13 protein-coding genes, 1 pseudogene and 1 riboswitch are annotated in these 16,797 nt (G+C 71.5%); of the genes and pseudogenes, 8 read left to right on the top strand and 6 right to left on the bottom strand.

Going from position 1 to position 16,797, the window contains the following annotated elements; all coding sequences use genetic code 11:
- Positions 1–228: 228 nt before the first annotated feature.
- The gene (locus JMO03_RS14110; protein ID WP_202844319.1) at positions 229–3,771 is read right to left on the bottom strand and encodes a sensor histidine kinase; all 3,543 of its coding nucleotides are present in this window, start codon (positions 3,769–3,771) and stop codon (positions 229–231) included.
- 204 nt (positions 3,772–3,975) lie between these two features.
- Here JMO03_RS14110 and JMO03_RS14105 point away from each other — a divergent pair.
- From JMO03_RS14105 to JMO03_RS14095, 3 genes and pseudogenes are all read left to right on the top strand, one after another.
- Positions 3,976–4,635: pseudogene (locus tag JMO03_RS14105) on the top strand (YceI family protein); the annotation flags it as partial.
- 128 nt (positions 4,636–4,763) lie between these two features.
- Positions 4,764–5,354, top strand: a complete 591-nt coding sequence (locus JMO03_RS14100; RefSeq protein WP_202844317.1) for a cytochrome b — start codon at positions 4,764–4,766, stop codon at positions 5,352–5,354.
- Entirely contained in the window at positions 5,344–5,913 is a 570-nt protein-coding gene (locus JMO03_RS14095; RefSeq protein ID WP_202844315.1) for a YceI family protein, read from the top strand. Before JMO03_RS14100 ends, JMO03_RS14095 begins: the two co-directional genes overlap by 11 nt.
- A gap of 112 nt (positions 5,914–6,025) precedes the next feature.
- Here JMO03_RS14095 and JMO03_RS14090 read toward each other — a convergent pair whose 3' ends face one another.
- The gene (locus tag JMO03_RS14090; protein ID WP_202844314.1) at positions 6,026–6,421 is read right to left on the bottom strand and encodes a hypothetical protein; all 396 of its coding nucleotides are present in this window, start codon (positions 6,419–6,421) and stop codon (positions 6,026–6,028) included.
- A 44-nt stretch (positions 6,422–6,465) separates the two neighbouring features.
- Positions 6,466–6,693, bottom strand: a complete 228-nt coding sequence (locus JMO03_RS14085) for a glutaredoxin family protein (protein WP_202844312.1) — start codon at positions 6,691–6,693, stop codon at positions 6,466–6,468.
- Positions 6,694–6,809: 116 nt separating this feature from the next.
- Here JMO03_RS14085 and JMO03_RS14080 point away from each other — a divergent pair, with 116 nt between their 5' ends.
- The 3 genes from JMO03_RS14080 (at position 6,810) to JMO03_RS14070 (ending at position 10,922) form a co-directional block, all read left to right on the top strand.
- A complete protein-coding gene (locus tag JMO03_RS14080; RefSeq protein WP_202844310.1) occupies positions 6,810–8,192 on the top strand; it encodes an L-serine ammonia-lyase in 1,383 nt (460 codons plus the stop codon).
- A gap of 60 nt (positions 8,193–8,252) precedes the next feature.
- Entirely contained in the window at positions 8,253–9,254 is a 1,002-nt protein-coding gene (locus JMO03_RS14075; RefSeq protein ID WP_202844529.1) for an alpha/beta fold hydrolase, read from the top strand.
- Between the two features lie 117 nt (positions 9,255–9,371).
- Positions 9,372–10,922, top strand: coding sequence for a sulfatase family protein (locus tag JMO03_RS14070; RefSeq protein ID WP_202844308.1), 1,551 nt, complete (start codon positions 9,372–9,374; stop codon positions 10,920–10,922).
- 34 nt (positions 10,923–10,956) lie between these two features.
- On the opposite strand, the gene JMO03_RS14065 is transcribed toward JMO03_RS14070, so the two are convergent.
- The 3 genes from JMO03_RS14065 to metX are packed head-to-tail and all read right to left on the bottom strand — an operon-like array spanning position 10,957 to position 14,314.
- A complete protein-coding gene (locus JMO03_RS14065; protein ID WP_202844306.1) occupies positions 10,957–12,042 on the bottom strand; it encodes a homoserine dehydrogenase family protein in 1,086 nt (361 codons plus the stop codon).
- The gene (locus tag JMO03_RS14060; protein ID WP_202844303.1) at positions 12,039–13,271 is read right to left on the bottom strand and encodes an O-succinylhomoserine (thiol)-lyase; all 1,233 of its coding nucleotides are present in this window, start codon (positions 13,269–13,271) and stop codon (positions 12,039–12,041) included. The genes JMO03_RS14065 and JMO03_RS14060 overlap by 4 nt, the downstream gene beginning before the upstream one ends.
- Complete coding sequence (metX, locus tag JMO03_RS14055; protein ID WP_202844301.1) at positions 13,268–14,314, bottom strand: homoserine O-succinyltransferase MetX; 1,047 nt, start codon at positions 14,312–14,314, stop codon at positions 13,268–13,270. Before metX ends, JMO03_RS14060 begins: the two co-directional genes overlap by 4 nt.
- Positions 14,315–14,412: 98 nt before the next feature.
- Positions 14,413–14,539: riboswitch (SAM riboswitch) on the bottom strand.
- Positions 14,540–14,747: 208 nt separating this feature from the next.
- Here metX and JMO03_RS14050 point away from each other — a divergent pair.
- Together JMO03_RS14050 and JMO03_RS14045 are read left to right on the top strand one after the other, a co-directional pair.
- A complete protein-coding gene (locus JMO03_RS14050; RefSeq protein WP_337926420.1) occupies positions 14,748–15,728 on the top strand; it encodes a phytase in 981 nt (326 codons plus the stop codon).
- A complete protein-coding gene (locus tag JMO03_RS14045; RefSeq protein ID WP_337926419.1) occupies positions 15,725–16,639 on the top strand; it encodes a peptidoglycan DD-metalloendopeptidase family protein in 915 nt (304 codons plus the stop codon). The genes JMO03_RS14050 and JMO03_RS14045 overlap by 4 nt, the downstream gene beginning before the upstream one ends.
- Positions 16,640–16,797 lie beyond the last annotated feature (158 nt).

The raw sequence follows: 16,797 nt of genomic DNA, 5'->3' as shown, positions 1-16,797 counted from the left end.
GCCCCTACGCTGGTCTGAGGATCATAGCAAGCAGCAGGGTCGCGACAACATAAGCCGCGACAGTCCCCGGAGACGCGGCATCAGTTCCTGGCATTCCCTTCTCCCGGCATTCGTCCACTCACAGGCGTTGCCGATAGTGAGGCCAGGCGACGAGTGTCGCTTTCCACTCCAGGTCGATGCCGTGGAGCACCACGTCCGGTCGCTTTCGGTTCCCCGACCCTTTCGGAATCAACCACGCGAATCCTGGAAGTCCGTTCCCGCCGCCGGCAATGCGGAAGCGAGCGCTTCGGCCAGCATCGCGCCGGTCACCGGCTTGCGCACGAAGGCGTCGAATCCCGCCTGCTGGGTCGCGGCCTCGGCCTCGCCGTCGGCGCGCGCGGTCACCGCGATCAGCGGCTGCGAGAATCCCTTCTGCCGCATCAGCTGGGCCAGCGTCAGGCCGTCGATCCCGGGCAGGTCGAGGTCGAGCAGCGCGGCATCGAACGACTGCGCCGCGATCTCCGACAACGCCGCCAGGCCGTGCGCGACGTGGACGACGCGATGGCCCTGGCCCTCCAGCAGTCCCGCCACCACCTCGGCGATCGTGGCATCGTCCTCCACCAGCAGCAGCGACAGGCGATCGGCACGCGCGAGGCGCTCGATGCCGGCGCCTGCCGGTGCACGTACGGCCTGCAGCGGCAGTTCGACCAGAAAGCTGGTGCCTACCCCCGGCGTGCTGTCGATGTCGATGCGCCCGCCCATCGCGGCAGCGAGTTCCTGCGAGATCGCCAGCCCCAGGCCGCTGCCGCCATAGCGGGCGGTGGTGCGCGCGCCCTCGGCCTGCTCGAAGCGGCGGAACAAGCGCTGTTTCTGCTCCTCGTTGAGCCCGGGCCCGGTATCGCGCACCGTCAGGCAGACACCGGCGGCACGTCGCGGCTCGGCCTTCAGGGTCACGCTGCCGCGCTCGGTGAACTTGACCGCGTTGCCGAGCAGGTTGAGCAGGATCTGGCGCACGCGCCCGACATCACCCAGCACCCAGCGCGGCACCCCGTCGGCGATGGTGCTGTCGAAGGCGAGGCCGCGCTGCTGCGCCAGCGGCCGGCAGAACTCGACGGTTTCGCGGATCAGCGCATGCAGGTCGAACGGCTGTTCGTCGAGTTCCAGCCGGTCGGCCTCGATCCTCGCCAGGTCCAGCGCGTCGTTGACCAGGCGCAGCAGGTGCTCGCCGGCACGCCGGATCGATTCGACGTGGCCGCGCTGGCGCGCGTCGAGGTCGGTGCTGGCGAGCAGTTCGCTCATGCCCAGCACCCCGGTCATCGGCGTGCGCACTTCGTGGCCGAGCGTGGCGAGGAACCGGGTCTTGGCCAGCGATGCCTGCTCGGCCAGTTCGCGTTTCTCCTCGGCCAGTTGCCAGGCGTGTCGACGCTTGAGCCGGGCCCGGTACTGTCCGGCGAGCAACGCCAGCAGCAGCAGCGCGCCCACCACCCATCCGACCTTCGCCCAGGGCGTGCGCCACCAGGGTTCCTGCACCTTGAACCGCAGTTCGATCGCCGGCGTCCAGTCCTCGTCCGCGGTGCGCGCCTGCACCTCCAGCATGTAGTGGCCGTGGCGCAGGCTGGGGAACAGGCGCTCGCCCACCGCGTCCACCTCGACCCAGTCCGGGTCGTAGTCCGCCAGCCGGAAGCGATAGCGGTGGGCATGCGCATCGGTGAACGAGAGCAGCCGCGCGGCCACGCGCAGGTCACGGTCGTCATGACGCAGAACGTTGTCTTCGGTGGTCGAAAGCTCCAGCCGATCCTCGCCCCGGCGCACGCTCACCGACTCGATCGACAGCGTCGGCGTGCGCTCCCCCGCGCCCACCTGCACGTGGCGCGGATGGAACAGAAGCAGGCCGTCGGCGGTGCCGGCACCGATATAGCCGCGGGCGGACGGCTGGAACTGGAGATCGCTGAATTGCTGGCTGGGCAGGCCATCGAGCACGCTGTAAAGACGCAGGCGGTCGCGCGCCGGGTCGTAGCGCACCAGACCGCGTGGCGTGGTCATCCACACCACGCCGAGCTCATCGGGGATCAGCGCGCCGGGAGCCACCGCGGGCATGCCCTGGCGCGCGTCGACGGTCCGCTCGGCCACCAGCTCCGCGCCGGTCCAGTGGTAGGACATGAGCACGCCATTGCCCGCGATCCACACCCTGGCGTCGGGAGCGAAGCCGAACGCGAAGACCTGCCACTCCGGCCCCCCCGGGACGGGCTGGAAGCGGCCCTCGCCGGCGTTCCACATCAGCACCCCGGCGCTGGTGGCCAGCCACAGGGCGCCGTCGGGCCCGTGCGACATCTGCTGCAGCGCGTTGTTGACCGGGAAGCCCTCCGGACCACCGGCCCGCACCACGCGGAGCAGGCGTCCGTCGGGTGCGCGAAGTTGCAGCTCGTCGGTGGCGCCGAGCCAGACGGAGCCATCGGGCTCCTCCGCCAGTTCGGTCACGCTCAGCGCCGTGGTCGGGTCGACCGCATCCCCGTGCCTCCAGCGCTGGACCTCGCCCGTGGCGGGCACGAACCGCGTGAACGAGGCCGGGCAGCCGATCCAGACGCTCCGGTCGCGCATTTCGCGCGCCACGTACGGCAGCAGGTCGCCGCACACGCCCGAGAGCCGGTGCTCGATCCGCGCGGTCTGCGGATCCAGCCAGTCGAGTACGCCGCCGGTGCCGACCAGCCACAGGCCGCCATCGAGTGCGGGCGAAGCGCTGTAGACGAAGGCGTTGCCGGGCGAGGCCGGATCGTCCAGGTCGCGCCGCAACACGGTGAAATTGCGCCAGTTCGCCGGCAGGTGCCACAGCCCGGTCTCGGAACTGGCGAACCACAGGCCACCTTCGCGATCCTCCAGTGCGGCCGACCAGGTGGGCCGCACCAGACCGCGGCTGGTGTTGCTGTACAGCGGGACGTCCTGGACCACGCCGTCGCGTTCGATGGCCAGGCCGCTGCGGGTGTCGAGCCAATGCGCGCCCTGGCGGTCCTGGACCAGCATCGCCAGCACGGGCTCGCCCTGCACCGGATCGCGCCAGGGGGCGGGGTCGATCCTGCCGCTTGCGGCGCGATACACATAGGCCGCACCGGAGGTGCCGATCCACAGGTCGCCGGCGTCGTCGAGCACCAGCCCGTTCACCGCGGAGCTCGGGCGCACGTCCTGCAGCATCCGGTCGAAGCCGTCGCCGGTCCAGCGCGCCAGCCCCTGGTAGGAGCCCACCCACAGGTGTCCATCCCCATCCACGCGCAGCCAGGTCACCGCCTGCGACGGCAGGCTGCGGGGATCGTCGCCGGGCGCGAACCGGGTGACGATGCCGTCGTCGTCGAGCCGGTGCAGGCCGCCATCCGAGGTGCCGAACCAGATCGCGCCGTCGCGCGTCTGCGCCAGGGACCAGACGTCGTTGCTCGCGATCTGCGGATGCGAGCTGCGGTCGAAGTGGGTGAACCCGCGGCGCTGCGCGTCCAGCATCGACAGGCCGGCGTTCTGGGTGCCGATCCAGACCCGGTCGCGGTCGTCGACGAACACCGTCCAGACGTGGTTGTCGCGCAATCCGTCGCCCACCCGCCAGACGCGGAACCCGACGCCGTCGTAGCGCGCCAGGCCGTCGCGGGTCGCGATCCACAGGTAGCCCTGCCGATCCTCGGCCAGCGCGTTGATCCGGTTCGAGGGCAGGCCGTCGTAGACGCTGAGCTGGCGCGGCATCGGCAGTTGCGGCGCGGCGAGCGGCGCGCCCGCGCGCGCGGCCTGGCCGGGAACCCGCGCGTGCACGGCCATCACCGCAAGCAGGCACCACGCGCATGCTGTCCAGACGATCGCCCGCACCCGGCCTCCCCGGTCCCCGTCGTGCCCCTGTCCCTGGCGTTGCCGGCACGTGCCCGGGCATCCTCGCAACGCAACGTTGCCGGCGCAACCCCGGCCCGGTCGTGTCAGGCGGCCTAGAATGCAACGCAGATGGACCCGTCCGCCACGGCCACGCCGATGCCACGCCGCCTGCGCTTCCCGCTGTCCGCATTCCCCTGGCTGCTGATCGCACTGGCCGGGCCCGGACGCGCCGAGCTCGCCACCTATGCACTGGACCCGGTGCACACGCGCGTCCTGGTCGCCGTCGACCACGCCGGTTTCTCGAGCGCGCTGGGCACACTCTCGGGCACGCGCGGTACCTTGTGGTTCGATCCGGAAGACTGGCGCAGCGCGCGGGTCGAGGTCGAGATCCCGCTCGAACAGCTCGACTTCGGCGACGCGGCCTGGAACCGCGCCACGCTCGCGCGCGGCCTGCTCGATACGCAGGCGCATCCCGTGGCCCGCTTCGTCTCGACCCGCGTCGAGCCGATCGACGCGCAACGCGCGCGGGTCTACGGCCAGCTGGGCCTGCGCGGGATCGAGCGCGAGGTGGCGATGGAGGTGCGGCTGAACGCCGCCAGGCGCCATCCGATGCCCCCATTCCGCCGTACGGTCGGATTCTCTGCAACCGCGACGCTGAGCCGCGCCGCGTTCGGGGTCGACGCCTGGAGGTCGATCATCGGCGACACGGTCGAGCTCCGGATCGAGGCGGAGGCGACGCGGACGCGGAACGTCGCGTCCGCAGCGGACGCGGCGGAACCGGCGCCGGACACGCCCGGTGCCCCCGCCACGAGTGAAGGCGCCGCGGATCCGTCGCCGGGGCCGGAAGCGTCCCCGGACCTCGTCGAAGCGGCCGAAGCCGCCGCACGCGAGGCCAAGCCGGATTCCGACCCGCTGCCCAGCCCGCCCGACCCGGAGCCCGTGCCATGACCCTGAAGAACACCCGCGAGCGCTGGGGCGGCGTCAGCCAGGGCTTCCACTGGCTGATCGTGCTGATGATCCTGGGCCTGGCCATCGTCGGTCTGACCATGGGCGAACTGCCGCGTACACCGAAATACTTCTGGGTGTACACCGCGCACAAGTCGATGGGCATCAGCGTGCTGGCGCTGATGCTGCTGCGGCTTGGCTGGCGCCTGTACGCCGGCGCACCCGCACCGGTGGCGGGCACGCCGCGCTGGCAGGCGGCGGTCGCGTCCGCCACCCACTGGGCGCTGTATGCGCTGGCGCTGGCGATGCCGCTGTCGGGCTGGCTCTACGATTCGGCCAGCGGCCTGCGGCCGTTCCGCTACTTCGGGCTGTTCGCCATGCCCAAGCTGTCCGGCCCGAATGAATGGCTGGCCGAGCGCGCGCGCGATGCGCATGAACTCCTGTTCTGGGTGCTGGTCCTACTCGTCGCCGTGCACGCCGGCGCGGCGTTCTACCACCACCTGTTCCGCCGCGACGAGACCCTCGCGCGCATGCTGCCCGGGCGCCCGGCGCGACCCGTCCCCCCTCCGGAATCCGAACATGTCGCCTAAGCTGACCTCCCCCTCCGCCGTTGCCGCCATGCTGGTGGCGATGATGGCCACGCCCGCCGCCGCCGCTGCCGACTACGTGCAGGCGCCCGGCTCTTCGCTGGTGTTCGCGACGAAGTACGACGGCGAGGTCTTCACCGGCCGCTTCGGCGACTTCTCCACGAAGCTCAGCTTCGATCCGGCGAACCTCGATGCCGCCCGGCTCGACGTGACGATCCGGCTCGCCGGCACGGCGACCGGCAACGACGACCGCGACTCGACCCTGGCCGGCAGCGACTTCTTCGATGTCGCGAAGTTCGCGCAGGCGCGCTACGTGGCCGAGCGCTTCCGCGCGCTCGGCGGCGATGAATACGCCGCCGACGGCACGCTCACCCTGCGCGGGGTCAGCAAGCCGGTCACGCTGACTTTCACCTGGACGCCGGGCTCGCCGGCGACGCTGGCCGGCCGGGCTTCGGTGAAGCGGCTGGAGTTCGGCGTCGGCGGCGGCGACTGGGCCGACACCGGCGCGATCCCGGACGAGGTCGCGATCAGCACGCGGGTGTTCCTGCGACCCGCGCGCTGAGGACCTGGCGCCGCACGCGCCGACGATCTATCGCCGTAGGAGCGCCTTCAGGCGCGACCCCCTTCGGGCTGTCGCGGGACCGGGCGAAAAAGCATCGCGCCTGAAGGCGCTCCTACGGTTCGGTCGGCACAAGGCGGCTTCGGTGAAGATCGAAGCAGCCGCGCGCTCCGTCGTCGGCCAGCAGGCAACCGCGCCGGCCGCCGCCGTCGGCATCGATCTCCAGTTCGAACACGCGTCCCGAGCGCATCAGCAGCACCGCGTGCCAGATGCCGTCGCGTACCCGCCAGGGAACGGCATGCTCGTCCGTGGCCTGCAATGGCGCGTCCGCATGCGCGGCCAGCATGCGGCGCACGTTGCGCAGGTCCAGGTCCGCCGGCGCGCTGGTCGCCGCGCGCAGCAGGATCACGCGCTCGACCTCCGACGCATCGACCACGTCGCCGAGCGTTTTCCCCCGCCATCGCGCCGGGTCGTCCCGCCCGGGCTTGGCCAGGTTCACGTCCGCCGCCATCGCCCCTCCCGCCAGCAGCATTCCGAGGACGAGGCGCCATCGCCTCATCGCAACTGCGCGCGCAGCGCCACCAGGTCGAACGGCCAGTCCAGTTCGGCGCCGCTGTCGACCAGGCGCAGCACCGGCACGCGCTGGCCGTAGCGCGCCTCCAGCGCGGGATCGTCGTCGATGAACACGCTGTCCGGCTCCGGCAGCCGCGCCCGCGCGAGCAGGTCGATGGCCTGGTCGCACAGGTGGCAGTCGTCGCGCTGGTAGAGGATGTACTCGGACATGGCGGGCCGGACGTCGGGGGCACAAGGTAAACCGCCCGGCGCGACCGCGCACCGCGTCACGTCGGTTTCGAGCGCAACCAATACAATACCGCCACTTCCGCACGCAGGCGCCCCGCATGGCCGTCAGCACCTTCGACCTCTACAAGATCGGCATCGGACCGAGCTCCTCGCACACCGTCGGGCCGATGCGCGCGGCGGCGCGTTTCGTCGAGCGTCGGCTGGCCGGGCCGGGCTTGCTGCCGCGGGTCGCGCGCATCCGCGCCGAGGTCTTCGGATCGCTGGCGCTGACCGGTCGCGGCCACGGCACCGACAAGGCGCTGCTGATGGGCCTCGAGGGTCACCTGCCGAACCTGATCGATCCGGACCTCATCCCCGCCGCGCTGGCGCGCATCCGCGCCGACAGGCGCATCCACCTTTGCGGCAGCCACGAGGTCGCCTTCGACGAGAAGCGCGACCTGGCGATGAACAAGCGCCAGAAGCTTCCCTACCACACCAACGGCATGCGCTTCACCGCATACGACGCCGGCGGCGAGGTGCTGGCCACGCGCGATTACTACTCCGTCGGTGGCGGCTTCGTGGTCAACCAGGACGATGCCGCGGAGGATCGCATCGTCGCCGACACCACGCCCCTCGCGCACCCGTTCTCGAGTGGCGACGAACTGCTGGCTGGGGCCGCGCGCAGCGGGCTGACGATCGCGCAGATGATGTTCGAGAACGAGCAGGCCTGGCGCACGCCCGACGAGATCCGCGCCGGCCTGCGCGAGCTGTGGGCGGCGATGCAGTCGTGCGTGGCCCGCGGCATCCGCGAGACCGGCACCCTGCCCGGCGGCCTGCACGTCGCGCGCCGTGCGCCGGCGCTGCACGCCGAGCTGGCTGCCAAGCCGGAGGCCGCGATGCGCGATCCCCTGACCACGCTCGACTGGGTCAACCTGTACGCGCTCGCGGTCAACGAGGAGAACGCCGCCGGCGGCCGCGTCGTGACCGCCCCCACCAATGGCGCCGCCGGCATCCTGCCCGCGGTGCTGCACTACTACGACCGCTTCTGCCCGGGCTCGAACGAACAGGGCATCTTCGACTTCATGCTCACGGCCGCCGCCGTGGGCATCCTCTACAAGGAGAACGCCTCGATCTCCGGCGCCGAAGTCGGCTGCCAGGGCGAGGTCGGCGTGGCCTGCTCGATGGCCGCCGCAGGGCTGACCGCCGCGCTCGGCGGCACGCCCAGCCAGATCGAGAACGCCGCCGAGATCGGCATGGAGCACAACCTCGGCCTGACCTGCGACCCGATCGGCGGCCTGGTGCAGATCCCCTGCATCGAGCGCAACGCGATGGGCGCGGTCAAGGCGATCAACGCTTCGCGCATGGCGCTGCGCGGCGACGGCAAGCACAAGGTCAGCCTCGACAAGGTGATCAGGACCATGCGCGACACCGGCCGCGACATGCAGGACAAGTACAAGGAGACCTCGCGCGGCGGGCTGGCGGTGAACGTGATCGAGTGCTGACGTCGTCGCGTCGACGCATCGCGCGCTAGCATGCCGGTTCCCACGGCCTGCGAGACCACGATGCGCCTGTCGCCCTCCATCGCCGCGCTCGCGGCCCTGCTGCTGCCAGCGCAGATCCTGGCATCCGACCCCCGCTACGGCGCGCGGCTCGAGGGCTTCGACTATCCGCATCCGGTGCGGATCCATGCGTTCGAGTCGCAACGGCAGGCGCTGGAAATGGCCTATCTCGATGTCGCGCCCACGGCGCCCGCCAACGGACGCACCGTGGTGCTGCTGCACGGCAAGAACTTCTGCGCGGCCACGTGGGAATCGGCCATCGGCGCGCTGGCGGCCGCGGGCTATCGCGTGATCGCGCCCGACCAGATCGGATTCTGCAAGTCCAGCAAGCCGGAGCGCTACCAGTACTCGTTCGCCCAGCTCGCCGGCAATACGCACGCCCTGCTCGAGGCGCTCGGCATCGGGCGCGCCATCATCGTCGGTCATTCGATGGGTGGCATGCTGGCGACGCGCTACGCGCTGCAGTATCCGCAGGCCAGCGAGCGCCTGGTCCTGGTCAATCCCATCGGGCTGGAGGACTGGAAAGCCGAAGGCGTGCCCTGGCGCAGTATCGACCAGTGGCGCGAGCGCGAAGCCGGGACGACGTTCGACAGCATCCGCGACTACCAGCGCGAGGTGTACTACAGCGGCGAATGGGCGCCCCAGTACGAACGCTGGGTGCGGATGCTCGGCGGCATGTATGCCGGCCCCGGCCGGGATGCGGTGGCATGGAGCCAGGCACTGACCTCGGACATGGTGTTCAACCAGCCGGTGGTCCACGAATTCGGGGACATCGCGGTGCCGACGACATTGCTGGTCGGACAGAAGGACCGCACCGCCATCGGCAAGGACCTGGCGCCACCGGAACTCGCGCGGCGCCTCGGCGACTATCCCGCGCTCGGCAGGCGAGCCGTGGCCGCGATCCCCGGCGCGCACCTGGTCGAGTTCGAGGATCTCGGCCATTCGCCGCAGGTGGAAGCGCCCGCGCGCTTCAACGCGGCACTGATCGAGTCCTTGCGCCCCTGAGCCGGACTGCGCGCTCCGGAGGATCGTGCAGCGCACGATGTAATCGGTTACATGCGGCGGTATCTTGAAGTTCCGCGCGCGTGTGCCCAGTCCGCCGCGTCACCGAGGAGGCCGAACATGCCCGCCACGCTCAGCCGTCGTCATCTGCTGCAACTCATGGGCACCGCCACCGCCGGCATGGCCTTGCCGGGCGTACTGGCACAAGCCCGCGAGCAGGCCGCCGGCCCCGTGCGCAAGGCCCACGACGGCGCACCCAACATCCTGTTCGTCATGACCGACGACCAGGCGCGCGGCGCATTGGGCATCTACGGCAACCCAGTGCTGAAGACGCCGAACATGGACCGCATCGGCAACGAAGGCCTGCGCTTCGACGAGGCGTTCGTCACCACCTCGGTCTGCGCGCCCAGCCGCGCCAGCTTCCTGACCGGCCTGTACGCGCACACCCACGGCGTGACCAGCAACGGCGAGGAACCGGGCTGGTACGAGCAGATGGGGCTGCGCCACGACCAGATCACGTATCCGATGCTGTTGCAGAAGGCCGGCTACCACACCGCGATGGTCGGCAAGTGGCACATCAAGTCGATGCCCACCGGTTTCGACCACTGGGCGATCCTGCGCGGACAGGGCAGCTACTTCGATCCGCAGTTCATCGTCAACGGTGCGCCGGTGCACTTCCGCGGCCACACCGACGACGTCATCGGCGACCAGGCCCTGCACTACCTGCAGCAGCGGCCCAAGGACAGGCCGTTCTGCCTGTGCTACCAGTTCAAGGCGCCGCATGGGCCGTGGGAACCGGACCCGCGCTTCTACGACGCGTTCAAGGAGGTGGAGGTGCCGCTGCCGCCCGGCTTCGGCGAGCCGCAGCCCGGGGACGCGCCGGTCGCGTTCTCCAAGACCACGCAGGAGATCGCCCACATGGACGACTTCTTCCGCGACAACGAGCGCCGCAAGGCCCAGGTCGACCGCGACCTGCCCGACGAGGAGCGCCTGCGCGAAGTGTTCCAGGCCTACGTCCGCAACTACTACCGCGTGCTGCTGGGCGTGGACGAGAACGTCGGTCGGGTGCTGGATTTCCTCGACGAACACGGGCTCGCCGACAACACCATCGTCCTCTACACCTCCGACAACGGCATGTTCCTCGGCGAGCATGGTTTCTACGACAAGCGGCTGATGCTGGAGCCCTCGATCCGGGTACCGATGCTGATGCGCTGGCCGCGCAGGATCCGCGCCGGCGGCGTGAACGACCGGCACATGGTATTGAACGTCGACGTCGCGCCGACGCTGCTGGAACTGGCCGGCGTGGACGCGCCCGACTGGATGCAGGGCCGCAGCTGGAAACCGCTGCTGGAGGGCGAGCCCGCGGATTGGCGCGAGGATTTCCTGTACGAGTGGTACGAGTATCCGGCGGTGCACTGCGCGCGCAAGCACCGCGGCGTGCGCACGCGGCGCTGGAAGCTGATCCACTTCTGGGAGCAGCCGGACGAGTGGGCGCTGTACGACCTGGAGAACGATCCGCTGGAGCGCGACAACCTGTACGCGGATCCGGCGCACGCCGGAACCGTCGCGCGGCTGCAGGCGCGCATCACCGAACTGCGCGCATCGATCGGGGACGTCGACCCGCCGGGCCACGTCGCTGCGTCGCTGCAGCCGGGCAAATGCCCGGCCTGAGCGGCAGCCGCGGGACGGCGTCCGCTCGTGGCGCTCAGACGACCTGTTGGGCGATCCGCAGCACGTCGTCGAGCAGCGCCGCTGCGGTCACTCCGGCCCCCGCGCCCGGACCCTGGATCACCAGCGGCCGGTCGGGGTAACGGTCGCTGAAGATCGCCGCACGGTTCTCGGTGCCGTGCCCGCTGGCCAGCGGATGCGACAGCGGCAGCGCGCGCAGCCCCACGCTGGCGCCGCGCTCGGCATCGAAGCGGCCGATGAAACACAGTCGTGCATCGTTGCGGTAGGCATTGATGAAGCGCTCGCGCAACGGCGTATCGAGCGTGGTCAGCTGGGCGTCGACCGCGTCGGCCGGCGCGTCGCGCAGCGCGTCGGGCACCAGCGACGAGACGTTGATGTCGCGGCCCTCCAGCGGCAGGCCCGCCGCGCGGGCGAGGATCAGCAGCTTGCGGCGCACGTCCTCGCCCGACAGGTCCTGGCGCGGGTCGGGCTCGGCATAGCCGGCGTCGCGCGCCTCGCGCACCAGGTCGGAGAACGGACGGGTGTCGTCGAAGCGCGAGAGCAGCCACGCCAGCGACCCCGACAGCACGCCTTCCACCGCATGGATGCGGTCGCCGCCTGCGACCAGCTCGCGGATCAGGCGCAGCAGCGGCAGGCCCGCGCCGACCGTGGCCGAATCGCCGTAGCGCGCGCCCTCCTTCTGCGCCTCGACGATCGCCTGCGCGCGCGCCAGGTCGCCACCGTTGCCGAGCTTGTTGGCGGTCACCACGTGGATGCCGCGCAGCAGCCATTCCGCGTGCCAGCCGGCGACGGTGTCGCTCGCGGTCGCGTCGATGACGATGTCGCCGCGCGCCAGCGCCTCGCCCTCGGCCCAGGGCGGCACCGTGGACGACAGCTGCGGGGCGGCGCGCGCCGTGGCGATCGCCTCGTCCAGCGAGCCTTCGTTGACCACCTGCGCGCGGGAATTGCTCAGCCAGGCGAACGGCGGCAGCGCCACGCCCTTGCCCACCAACTGCCGGTAGCGCGCCACCACTGCGCTGCCGACCACGCCGGTGCCGAGCAGGGCGATACGCCCCTCGCGCGCGCCGGAGGCTGCGGTGCGGATCCGGGTCACCGTGCTCATGCGTCCACCCGCTTCAGGGCCGCACCCTGGCTGTCGACAGCGCCCTGTGCACGCACCAGTGCCGCGGCCAGGTCGGCCTGCAGGTCGACCTGCGCCTCGATGCCGACCGACAGCCGCAGCAACCCGTCGGGGATGCCGGCCGCCGCGCGCGCTTCGGGCGTCATCGCCGCATGCGTCATCGATGCCGGATGCGCGACCAGGCTCTCGACGCCGCCCAGCGACTCGGCCAGGGTGAAGTACTGCAGCCCGTCGACGAAGGCGCGCACCGCCTCGACGCCACCGTCGAGTTCCAGCGACAGCATCGCGCCGAAGCCGGTCTGCTGCCGCGCGGCCAGCGCGTGCCCCGGATGCGAGGCCAGGCCGGGGTAATGCACCTTGGCCACCGCCGGATGCGCCTCGAGCTGCTGCGCGATCGCCTGCGCATTCTCCTGGTGCACGCGCAGCCGCGCGTCCAGCGTGCGCAGGCCGCGCAGGGTCAGGAAGGCGTCGAACGGCGCGCCGGTGATGCCCAGCGCGTTCGCCCACCAGGCGAGGCGCTCGTGCAGTTCCGCGGTCCGGGCCACCACCGCGCCGCCGACCACGTCGCTGTGTCCGTTGATGTACTTGGTGGTCGAATGCACCACCACGTCGGCACCGAATGCGATCGGGGTCTGCAGCGCCGGCGACAGGAAGGTGTTGTCGACCACGGTGAGCGCGCCGGCGCGCTGCGCGGCCTCGATCACGAAGCGTAGGTCGGTCACCCGCAACAGCGGGTTGGAGGGGGTTTCGATCAGCACCAGCTTCGGCGACTGCGCCAGCGCGTCGGCCAGCGAACGTGGATCGGTGAGGTCGGCCGTGACCAGCCTGAAGTGGCCCTTGGCGGCCAGCGCGTTGAACAGGCGCCAGCTGCCGCCGTAGGCATCGTGCGGCACCACCAGGGTGTCGCCGGGCTCGAGCAGCGCGTTGAGCACCAGGGTGATCGCGCCCATGCCGGTCGCCGTGACCACGCCGCCGGCGCCGCCCTCGAGTTCGGCCAGCGCCTCGCCGAGCAGGTCGCGGGTCGGGTTGCCGCTACGGGTGTAGTCGTAGGCGCGCTTGTTGCCGAAGCCGTCGAAGCTGAAGTTGCTCGACAGTACGATCGGCGGCGTGACCGCACCGAACGCGGGATCGCGGTCGATGCCGGCCCGCACGGCACGGGTCGCGGGGCGGCGACAATCGGCGGCAGCGGCGTTGGGGGGCGTGGCGGTCATGCGGGATCTCCGGGGTTGTGCAGCACGCCGGCGAGGATGCCGTCGATGCGGTCGGTTTCTTTCAGGAAGGCGTCGTGCCCGTAGGGCGAGCGCAGTACGCGCAGCTGGCCTGCGTGGCCGAGGCCTTCGACCAGCGCCACCGAATCGGACAGCGGCACCAGGCGGTCGCCCTCGACCGCGACCACCAGCGTCGGCACCCGCACCTGCCCGGGGTCGATGCGGTGCAGGTCGATCGATTCGGACAGCCGCAGCCAGGCGTTGACCGGGGTGCGCGCGACGAAACGCGCGCCGGCCGCATCCAGGTAATCCTCGGCGGCGACGCGCACGCGGCCGTTGGTCACTTCCGGCGGCGCGTCGAAGCGCTCCTCGAATTCTTCCGGCGTGCGGTAGCTGAGCATCGCGAACTGGCGCGCCAGCGACAGCCCCTGTACGTCGGCGCACTGCAACTGGCCCAGCGCCACCGCCTTGCGCTGCAGCGCACGCCATGCCGCGGCGTAGGGATGGGCACGATGCGCGCCGCTGACCGCGACCAGCTTCGCCAGCCGGCGCGGATGCCGGACGGCGAACTGCAGGCCGACCAGGGCGCCGTAGGAATAGCCGACGAACGCCTTCAGTGCGTCGACATGCAACGCGTCGAGCAGTGCCGCGACCGCATCGGCCTGGTCGGCGGTGTCGATCGGCGCGTCGGTACGGCCGTCGGCACCGACGTAGTCGAAGCCCAGGATGCGGGTCTTCGCGGGATCCAGCGCGCGGCCGTCGCCAGCCAGGTCGCCGGCCCAGCCGGCTTCGGGGAACGCGGCGCTGGCGACGACGTGGCGATGCGCGGAGATGCCGCCGGCCACCAGCACCACCGGCGCGCCGGCCGGGCCGAGGAGCTCCCAGGCGACGCGCACCCTGTGCGCGCCGGCGTGGCGCAGCGGCAGGTCGAGTTCGAACTCGCCGCGGCGTGCCGGCGGCGCGTCGACCCCCGCCGCGCGCAGCGACGACAACACGACGGCATCGGCCGATAGCAGCGTGCGGGCGGGGAAGTCGACAAGGCTCATCTGGCGCGATCCGGCGAAAGGACGGCCATCGGGCTTGCGGGGGTCGGAAGACGCCGGGGCTGCCGGCAAGATGCGCATCCACCGCCAGCGGCGTTGCGCAACCATCTTCCGGTGGACACCAGGTCCCCGCAGGAGTTGGCACCGCGACAGGCACGACCTTGCGGTCGTCCCCATCAGGTTGCCCCGGCGTCTTCGGGCCTGTCCCTCAGCCGGTCTCGATGGATGGACGCAGCTTGCCGGCCCTTTCGGCGTTTGTCAATCGCTTCATGCCGATGAAGCGATATTCCGTTTGCGCGGGAGTTCCGGCGATAATCCGGCCATGCGCCTTGCCCTCCCCCTCTTGGCGGCCCTGTTGCTGGCCGCCTGCGCGACTCCGCGCGCCCCGGCCCCGCCCGTCGGGGCCCCGCTTTCGCCCCCCGCGGACGTCGTCACCGTGCCCGAGCGGTACGTCACCATCGAGAACCCCGAGGACGAGCTGGATTCGCTCGCCACCTGGCCCACAGAGGACGGCGGTACCTGGCTGATCGCCACCGCCAAGAACACCCACGAACTGGTGGTGTTCGATGCCGACAGCGGTGAGCAGTTGCGCAGCGTCGGCCACCGTGGAGGCGCCGACGGCGAGTTCCTGCGCCCCAACGGCGTCTTCGTCCACGGCGACGTGCTGTTCGTGTCCGAGCGCGACAACCGCCGCGTGCAGATGCTGGCGCTGCCGGATTTCCGGCCGCTGGGCAGCTTCGGCGAGGGCCAGTTGCGCAGCCCCTACGGCCTGTGGGTCCACGAACCCGTGCCCGGCGAGCTCCACGTGTACGTCACCGACAGCTTCATGGACGGCCCGCGTTTCGACGTGGTGCCGCCGCTGGAGGCGCTCGACCAGCGCGTGCGCCGCTACCGCATCCGCTTCGACCCCGACGGCATGCCGACCGTGCACGCTGTCGGCGCCTTCGGCGATACCCGCGAAGCGACTGCGCTGCGCATCGTCGAATCGCTGGTCGGCGATCCGGCGCACGACCGCCTGCTGGTCGCGGACGAGGACCGCCGCCACGGCACCGCGCTGCGCGAATACACGCTCGACGGCCGTTTCACCGGCGGCGGAGTCGCGCCGGGGGCGTTCCTGGCTGAACCCGAGGGCATCGCGCTGTGGGCCTGCACCGCCGACGCCGGCTACTGGATCGTCGCGGACCAGTTGCGCCCGCTGACGATCTTCCGCGTGTTCGACCGGGTCACGCTGGCGCCGCGCGGTACGTTCTCGGGCCAGGTCGCGGCCTGGACCGACGGCGTCGCCCTGCACGCCGGCGCCACCGCGCGCTTCCCCGCGGGCGCGCTGTTCGCGGTCCACGACGATCGCGCGGTCGCGGCCTTCGACCTGGGCGACATCGCCCGCGCGCTGCAGCTCGATCCGGCCTGCGTGCGGTGAACACGGCCACGCTGCTGCCCGGCATAGCGCTGATCGCGCTGGGCATGGGCGCGGCGCAGGCTTCGCAGGTGTATCGCTGGACCGATGCGCAGGGCCACGCCCAGTACGCCGACCGCGTCGACGAGCGGGTGCCGGCGCAGGACGTCGCCCGGCTCGAGGTTCCGGTCGAGGCGGCCGTGGTCGCGCGCCTGCGCGTCGAGCAGGGCCACGCCGGCGCGCTCGCCTGGGTCGACAACCTGCTGGCCGGGCCGATCGAGGTGATGCTGCATGCCGATGGCGGCGGGTCGCTGGCGAGCGATCCGCCGCTGCCCGCGCGCGGCACGGTGCCGGCGCAGTCGGGCGCCCTGCTGGCGCGGATCCCACGCGGCAATCCGCAACTGCGGGTGGTCGCCGTCCCCGGCACACCGAATGCGCGGCCGCGCGATGTCGAATACGCCTACCCGCTGCAGACCGCCTCGCTGCGCGTCCAGCAGGCCTGGGACGGCGGCTTCAGCCATGCCGACGACGAGAATCGGCACGCGGTCGACTTCGCCGCCCCGGTCGGCACGCCAGTGCTCGCCGCGCGCGACGGCGTGGTGATGCAGTCGGAAGCCGGCTTCGGCGACGCGGCACCGGGCGAGGACGACGAGGCGCTGGTCGCGCGCGCCAACTTCATCCGCGTGCTGCACGACGACGGCACCATGGCCCTGTACGCCCACCTGCAACCGGGCGGCGTGCTGGTCCGCCTCGGTCAGCGGGTGCGCCGTGGCCAGGTGATCGGGCTGTCCGGCCATACCGGGCGCAGCACGGCGCCGCACCTGCATTTCGTGGTCCAGGCCAACCGCGGCATGCGGCTGCATTCGGTGCCGTTCCGCATGTTCGGGCCGCAGGGGATCCTGCGCTTCGGCAGCGCCCAGGCCGGCGGCGACTGAGGCCGGCCACGTTCGTCGGCCACAGGCCGCTGCCGACCGGTCGGGGTCCACGCACCGGTGACCGCACCGGATGGGCCGCCATCCTCCGTCCGGGACGACATCCGCAGCGCCGGCACCGCTGCGCCTATAATCCCCGCCCCTCCCTGCCCCGGTCCGCG

This window comes from Luteimonas saliphila, assembly GCF_016774335.1.
Taxonomy (GTDB): domain Bacteria; phylum Pseudomonadota; class Gammaproteobacteria; order Xanthomonadales; family Xanthomonadaceae; genus Luteimonas; species Luteimonas saliphila.
This window is presented reverse-complemented; position numbering and strand designations above follow the sequence as displayed.

What these genes read in the sequence shown, in the direction of transcription:
- JMO03_RS14100 (WP_202844317.1), top strand. Translation starts at nt 4,764, where the DNA reads ATGACCCTGAAGAACACCCGCGAGCGCTGGGGCGGCGTCAGCCAGGGC.
- JMO03_RS14095 (WP_202844315.1), top strand. Translation starts at nt 5,344, where the DNA reads ATGTCGCCTAAGCTGACCTCCCCCTCCGCCGTTGCCGCCATGCTGGTG.
- JMO03_RS14110 (WP_202844319.1), bottom strand. Translation starts at nt 3,771, where the DNA reads ATGGCCGTGCACGCGCGGGTTCCCGGCCAGGCCGCGCGCGCGGGCGCG.
- JMO03_RS14075 (WP_202844529.1), top strand. Translation starts at nt 8,253, where the DNA reads ATGCGCCTGTCGCCCTCCATCGCCGCGCTCGCGGCCCTGCTGCTGCCA.
- JMO03_RS14085 (WP_202844312.1), bottom strand. Translation starts at nt 6,693, where the DNA reads ATGTCCGAGTACATCCTCTACCAGCGCGACGACTGCCACCTGTGCGAC.
- metX (WP_202844301.1), bottom strand. Translation starts at nt 14,314, where the DNA reads ATGAGCCTTGTCGACTTCCCCGCCCGCACGCTGCTATCGGCCGATGCC.
- JMO03_RS14090 (WP_202844314.1), bottom strand. Translation starts at nt 6,421, where the DNA reads ATGGCGGCGGACGTGAACCTGGCCAAGCCCGGGCGGGACGACCCGGCG.
- JMO03_RS14080 (WP_202844310.1), top strand. Translation starts at nt 6,810, where the DNA reads ATGGCCGTCAGCACCTTCGACCTCTACAAGATCGGCATCGGACCGAGC.
- JMO03_RS14060 (WP_202844303.1), bottom strand. Translation starts at nt 13,271, where the DNA reads ATGACCGCCACGCCCCCCAACGCCGCTGCCGCCGATTGTCGCCGCCCC.
- JMO03_RS14070 (WP_202844308.1), top strand. Translation starts at nt 9,372, where the DNA reads ATGCCCGCCACGCTCAGCCGTCGTCATCTGCTGCAACTCATGGGCACC.
- JMO03_RS14065 (WP_202844306.1), bottom strand. Translation starts at nt 12,042, where the DNA reads ATGAGCACGGTGACCCGGATCCGCACCGCAGCCTCCGGCGCGCGCGAG.